Source organism: Mesorhizobium sp. M7A.F.Ca.US.006.04.2.1 (assembly GCF_004022915.1).
In the GTDB taxonomy this organism is placed as follows: Bacteria; Pseudomonadota; Alphaproteobacteria; order Rhizobiales; family Rhizobiaceae; genus Mesorhizobium; species Mesorhizobium ciceri.
Genome location: NZ_RZQA01000326.1, coordinates 1 through 6339, shown reverse-complemented (window position 1 = coordinate 6339; position 6339 = coordinate 1). Strand labels below are relative to the sequence as shown.

General features: G+C 60.8%; 5 protein-coding genes. 2 read left to right on the top strand and 3 right to left on the bottom strand.

Translation table 11 applies throughout. From position 1 onward, the window contains the following. From EN925_RS18180 to EN925_RS18170, 3 genes are all read right to left on the bottom strand, one after another. A partial coding sequence (locus tag EN925_RS18180; RefSeq protein WP_128336774.1) for a SpoVR family protein occupies positions 1–1222 on the bottom strand: 1222 nt, incomplete at its 3' end. A gap of 8 nt (positions 1223–1230) precedes the next feature. Then, positions 1231–2541: a YeaH/YhbH family protein gene (locus EN925_RS18175; RefSeq protein WP_013529361.1), complete on the bottom strand. Its 1311-nt coding sequence runs from the start codon at positions 2539–2541 to the stop codon at positions 1231–1233. Positions 2542–2558: 17 nt separating this feature from the next. Further along, complete coding sequence (locus EN925_RS18170; protein ID WP_013529362.1) at positions 2559–4508, bottom strand: PrkA family serine protein kinase; 1950 nt, start codon at positions 4506–4508, stop codon at positions 2559–2561. A 242-nt stretch (positions 4509–4750) separates the two neighbouring features. Between EN925_RS18170 and EN925_RS18165 the strand changes: the two genes are divergently transcribed. Both EN925_RS18165 and EN925_RS18160 read left to right on the top strand, forming a co-directional pair. Then, positions 4751–5557: an alpha/beta hydrolase gene (locus EN925_RS18165; protein WP_013529363.1), complete on the top strand. Its 807-nt coding sequence runs from the start codon at positions 4751–4753 to the stop codon at positions 5555–5557. A gap of 98 nt (positions 5558–5655) precedes the next feature. Further along, the coding region (locus EN925_RS18160) for a thiamine pyrophosphate-binding protein (protein WP_245487236.1) at positions 5656–6339 on the top strand (684 nt) is incomplete at its 3' end.

Sequence of the window (6339 nt, the reverse complement as noted above, 5' to 3'; positions counted from 1 at the left end):
CGTCGCCGAGCACAAAAAACCGCCATTTCCGGATCAAGGCCGGGCTGAGGTACTGGCGGATGAAGGATTCGTCGCGATGCTCGGCCCAGGCGTCCAGCAGGACCTCGCGCCAGTTGCCCTGGCCGGCCATGTCGGGGAACCAATCGCGGTCCTCGGCCGTGGGTTCGGTCGAGATGCGCTGAATGTCCTGCATCATGTCGAGGCCGAGAGCATAGGGGTTGATGCCTGAAAAACGCGGATCGTCGAAGGCCGGCTGGAAGACCACGTTGGAATGATTGCGCAGGATTTCGAGCATGGCGCCTTCGCTGATCTGGCCGCGGTCGAACAGCATGTTCATCAGCGTATAGTGCACGAAAGTGGCACAACCTTCGTTCATCACCTGTGTCTGCCGTTGCGGGTAAAAATATTGCGCGATGACACGAACGATCCTGATGATCTCGCGCTGCCAGGGTTCCAGGACTGGGCTGTTCTTTTCCAGGAAATAGAGCAGGTTTTCCTCGGGCAGATTGAGCGATTTCTTCCACTCTGGGTCCTGGCCCTTGTCGTTGGCCGCTTGCTGCGAGGCCGGCAGCGTACGCCACAAGTCGTTGTAGGAGCGCTCCTCGTATTCGAGACGCTCGCGAATTCCTTCGCGTTGCCGTTCCGACGACAACCTCGGCGGCCGGTGATAGCGAAACACGCCCTGATCCATCAGCGCGTGGGCGGAATCGAGAACAGCCTCGACGGCGGCGAGGCCGTGCCGCTCCTCGCAACGGACTATGTAGCCCTTGGCGAAGTCCAGGTAGCTGAGGATCGCACCCGCATCCGTCCACTGTTTGAACAGCTGATTGTTCTTGAAGAAATGATTGTGCCCGAGCGCTGCGTGGGCCGTCACCAGGGCCTGCAGGGCCATGGTGTTTTCCTCCATCAGATAGACGATGCAGGGATTGGAATTGATGACCAGTTCATAGGCAAGCCCCCGCCCGCCCTTGCGATAGAGCAAATCCTGGTGGAGGAAATGTTTGCCGAAAGACCAGTGACGGTACATCAATGGCATGCCGATGGACGAATAGGCGTCGAGCATCTGCTGCGACGAGATGATCTCCATCTGAACGGGATAGGTGTCCAGATGAAGCTCTTCGACCGCAAGTGCCTCGATAGCGTCATAGGCCCGCGACAATGTTTTGAAATCCCAGTCGGACCCTGAAAAAAGCAGGCTGGATTTGCTCGCTTGTCTGGCCATCGGGAACCTCATGCCCTCTTGAGGGCGGCCGGTTGCCTGCCGAAGAGCTGGCGAAAAACCGGATAGATATCGGCGGGTGTGGCGATGCGGCTCATCTGGAAGTTCGGCCATTTCTGGTCGATGGAGTTGTAGGCACGCCACAGCGATGTCCCGTTTTCTGTCGAGCCGAAAATATGAGCTTCACGCTCGTCGATGATCTCGACATACGCAAAATACTGGCACAGCCGCATGAGCTCGCCATTGAGCAGCGAAATGCATCGCTCCGAATCGCCGGCGAAATTGTCGCCGTCCGAGGCCTGGGCGGCATAGATGTTCCAGTCATGGGCCGGGTAGCGGCTGGTGATAATACGGTGCATTTCCTCCAGCGCGGTGGAAACGACGGTGCCGCCGCTTTGGGTGTTGTAGAAAAATGTTTCCTCGTCGACCTCCTGAGCCAGGTGCGTGTGGCGGATGAAGACAATCTCGATGCGGTCGTAGCGCCGTTTCAAGAACAGGTGCAGCAAGACGAAGAAGCGCTTGGCCAGATCCTTCTCGCGCTCGCCCATGGACCCGGACACGTCCATAAGACAGAACATGACGGCATTGGCGTTCGGCACCGGCCGGGAATCGAAGCGGTTGAAGCGGATGTCGACCGGATCGACATAGGCAATCCGGCGGCGGCGGCGTTCCAGCCGGTCGAGTTCTTCGCGCAATGCCGCAATACGCTGGCGCGCGTCGGCGCTGGATGGCGTCGACTCGAGCGAGGCGATTTCCTCGAGGATCGCATCCAGTTCGACCTGCTTGGGGCGCCTCAGCGCAATGCGGCGGCCGTGGCTGTTGCGCATCGTGCGGCCAACATTGATGTTGGTCGGCGAACCTGTGGCGGCGAAGCCGGCTCTGCGCGGCTTGAAGGCAAGGATCTCCTTGAGGTTGAGCTTGACCATGTCCGGGAGCTCGAGATCCTCGAAGAAAAGATCGAGCACTTCCTCGCGCGACAGCACGAAACGAAAGTCGTCTTCAGATGCCTTGTTTCCCGGCGACGATGCTCCCCCGCCGCCCCCGCCGGGCTTGGGGATCAGGTCTCCAGCGGAGAAATGCCTGTTGCCCGGCAAGATGTGCTGGCGCCTGCCGCTGTCGCGGGCGTTGTTGAAGCTCGGCTCGCTTGTGCCTCTTTCGGGCATGCGCACGGCATGCTCGGAATCCGCGTCGGTGATCCTGCCGGTGCGGATCTGATCGCGTATGCTGCGTTTCAATTCCTCGCGCGCGCGTCGCAGGAAGCGCTGGCGATTGCCGAGGCTTTTGTCTTTCGGGTTCAGGCGGCGGTCGATGAAGATCGGCATGGAACCATCCGGGTTCTCTAACCCGCCCTGTTCACCCGCATGTACCAGTCCACAAGGCGACGCACCTGCCGCTCGGTGTAGCCGCGCTCGACCATCCGCTGCACGAATTCATTGTGCCGCTTTTCCGTGACACTGTCCTGCTTGGAGCCGAAACTGATCACCGGCAGGAGGTCCTCGACCTGGCCGAACATGCGTTTTTCGATGACTTCCCGCAGCTTTTCGTAACTTGTCCACGCCGGGTTGCGGCCATGGTTTCTTGCACGGGCGCGCAGGGTGAATTTCACCACCTCATTGCGGAAGTCCTTGGGATTGGCGATGCCGGCCGGTTTTTCGACCTGTGAAAGCTCGTTGTCCAAAACCTCGCGGTTGAGGATCTGGCCTGTGTCGGGATCCTTGTAGTCCTGGTCTTCGATCCAAGCGTCGGCATAGGCGATGTAGCGGTCGAAAAGGTTCTGGCCGTACTCGCTGTAGGATTCCAGATAGGCTTTCTGGATCTCATGGCCGATGAATTCGGCATACCGCGCGGCCAGCTCGGACTTGATGAACTCCAGATAGGCGGCTTCCGTCTCCTTCGGAAACTGTTCGCGCTTGATTGCCTCCTCCAGGATGTACATGAGATGCACGGGGTCGGCGGCCACCTCTTCGGTGTCGTAGTTGAAGGTCTGCGACAGGATCTTGAAGGCAAAGCGCGTGCTGACGCCTGCCATGCCCTCATCGACGCCGGCGGCGTCCCGATATTCCTGAACCGACTTTGCCTTGGGGTCGACTTCCTTGAGGTTCTCGCCATCATAGGCGCGCATCTTGGTGTAGAGCGGCGAATTGTCGTGCTCGGCCAAGCGGGTCGAGACGGTAAACCGGCTGAGGATGTCCAGCACCTCTGGAGCGCAGGGACTGGCGGCCAATTCGCTCTCCCGCAACAGTTTCTCGTAGATCTGCCGCTCTTCGGTTATCCGCAGGCAATACGGCACCTTGACGACGAGGATGCGATCGAGAAAAGCCTCATTGTTCTTGTTGTTCTTGAACTGCAGCCATTCCGACTCGTTGGAATGGGCCACGATGATCCCCTGGTAGGGAAAGGCGCCGAAATTTTCGGTGCCGTTGTAGCTGCCTTCCTGGGTAGCCGTCAGCAGCGGATGCAGGACCTTGATAGGCGCCTTGAACATTTCGACGAATTCAAGCAGGCCCTGGGTGGTCCGGTTCAGTCCACCGCTATAGGAATAGGCGTCCGGATCGGACTGGCTGAAGTTTTCCAATTGCCGGATGTCCACCTTGCCGACCAGGGCCGAGACGTCCTGATTGTTCTCGTCGCCGGGCTCGGTCTTGGCGATGCCGATCTGGCGCAGTCGCGACGGCATCAGCTTGACGACGCTGAACTTGGAAATGTCGCCGGAAAGTTCGTCGAGGCGCTTGGCCGCCCATGGCGAAATGAGCCCATTCAAGCGGCGCCGGGCAATGCCGTATTTATCCTCCAGCAGGTCGCCCATGCGATCGGGATGGAAAAGGCCAAGCGGCGATTCGAAAACCGGGCTGACCTGGTTGCCGACCTTCAGCGTGTAGATCGGGCGCTGTTCCATCAACTTCTTCAGCCGCTCGGCAAGGGAGGATTTGCCGCCGCCCACCGGGCCGAGCAAATAGAGGATTTGCTTGCGCTCCTCGAGCCCCTGGGACGCATAGCGAAAATAGCCGGCGATGCGCTCGATTGTATCCTCCATGCCGTAGAAATCGGCGAAGGAGGGGTACACTTTCAGGGTCCGGTTGGAGAAAATACGGCCGAGCCGCTCATCCTTGCTGGTGTCGACCAGGTTCGGCTCGCCGATCGCCTCGACCATCCGTTCAGGCGCCGAGGCATACATCGACTTGTCCTCGCGGCAGGCAAGGAGATATTGCTGGATGCTGATCTCTTCCTGCGCCGCGTTGGTGTAAATTTCCGAAAAGAGATCGAAGACGTCAGACTGGTTCTCTCGCATGATGCTTTTGCCCTCGGAGCCGCTGTGGCTTCCATTCGGCTCACCACGCATTCAACTGCCGGGGGGCACCGTTTGTTCCCTTCATGTGAAGAGGTGGCCGCGATCTTAAGGATTGAGGCTACTCCGCGAGACCAAAGCGCTCGTTGCGGAGCCGTATTCAGCGCGGGTAGCGGGTGTGTTGCGAACCCCTGACTGGACGGCTGGGGCGGCCGCGTGCAGTCTTGCTTTGCCAGGAGACAATGATGATCGATCGACGAAGCCTGATCATGGCCTCCATGGCGGCGATGCTGCCGTTGGAAGCGTCGGCCGCGTGGAAAACACGCCGGCCCACGCCAGAAACCTTCGACTACGGGCCGGCCAAGCTCGACATCTACGCGCCCGATGGTGCAATCGGCCTGCCGGTCGTGTTTTTCGTTCATGGCGGCACCTGGCAGTTTGGCAAACGCAGTCAGGTGGACGCCAAACCGGCCTTCCTGCTCGCCAACGGCTTCTGCTTCGTCTCCATTGATTACCGCATGCTGCCGCAGGCCAATGTCGCCACCCAGGCTGGTGACGTCGAAAAGGCCTATGCCTACATCAGGGCCAACATCGCCCGGCATGGCGGCGATCCCAACCGCATCGTCGGCATGGGCCATTCGGCCGGCTGCCATCTGGTTGCGCTGACCGGCATGCGCGGCGGATTGCCGGGCATAGCCGCGCTCATCCTCGACGACACCAGGGCCTATGATCTTGCAGCACTTGCCAAAAATGGCGGTATGGTCCGGGCCTATGCCCGCGTCTTTTCCGATCCCGCGCAATGGGCGGCACTTTCGCCGGCCAGCTATGTCGACGGCCGCAAGCACCCGCCGACTTTCATCGCCTATTCGCGGGCATCGGGCCGGAGCGAGGACTCCAAGGCCTTTGCCGAGCGCCTGCGCTCGACGGGCACCAAGGTTACGCTGTTCGACGGCAGCGCCTATACGCATATGTCGATCAATCGCGATTTCGGCGAGGACGGCGACGCGCTGACCGCGGCCGCGCTGGCATTCCTGAAATCGACGGTTGGCTGATCTTTACGGCACTGGATTAGATCAAAAGTAGCGGCAAGACATTGCTGCAGGTGCTCGCGGGTGCAACTGCTCTGCGATCTTGAGCGGGAGGGAATTGCATGAACGGCGCCGATGTCCTGTGTGACGTGCTTCTGGCCAATGATGTGACGGTCTGCTTCGCCAATCCCGGCACCTCCGAAATGCACTTCGTTGCAGCGCTTGACCGCAAGCCGAAAATGCGTTGCGTGCTCGGGCTGTTCGAAGGCGTCGTGACGGGTGCCGCCGATGGCTATGCGCGGATGGCCGATCGGCCGGCCGCGACGCTGCTGCATACCGGTCCCGGCCTGGCCAATGGGCTGGCCAACATGCACAATGCCCGGCGTGCCTTCAGCCCGATGATCAACATCGTCGGCGACCACGCCTCTTACCATCTGCCGCTCGATGCCCCACTCACCAGCGATATCGAGAGCCTTGCGGCGCCGATGTCCAACTGGGTCGGCCGCGTCAAGGGTCCGGCCGATGTCGTGCCGGCAGCTGAAGCGGCCTTTCGCGCCTCGCTGACACCACCCGGCGTCGCGACCCTGATCCTGCCGGCGGATGCCGCCTGGGGCGAAGTCGAGGCGGTTTTGCCCGGCAAGGTGAGGCTGGTGCCAGCGCCGGCCGTCGATATGGACGCGGTACGCAAGGTCGCCGCGGCGATCCGTGCCGCTCCGGGCCGGGCCGGCATGATCGTTCGCGGAAAGGCCGCTCGCGCCGATGCGCTTGCCATCGCCGGGCAGATCTCGGCGGGCAGCGACGTCCGG

Bases quoted from the DNA above. Each gene is read 5' to 3' on its own strand.
- EN925_RS18165 (WP_013529363.1), top strand. From the start codon at position 4,751: ATGATCGATCGACGAAGCCTGATCATGGCCTCCATGGCGGCGATGCTG.
- EN925_RS18170 (WP_013529362.1), bottom strand. From the start codon at position 4,508: ATGCGAGAGAACCAGTCTGACGTCTTCGATCTCTTTTCGGAAATTTAC.
- EN925_RS18175 (WP_013529361.1), bottom strand. From the start codon at position 2,541: ATGCCGATCTTCATCGACCGCCGCCTGAACCCGAAAGACAAAAGCCTC.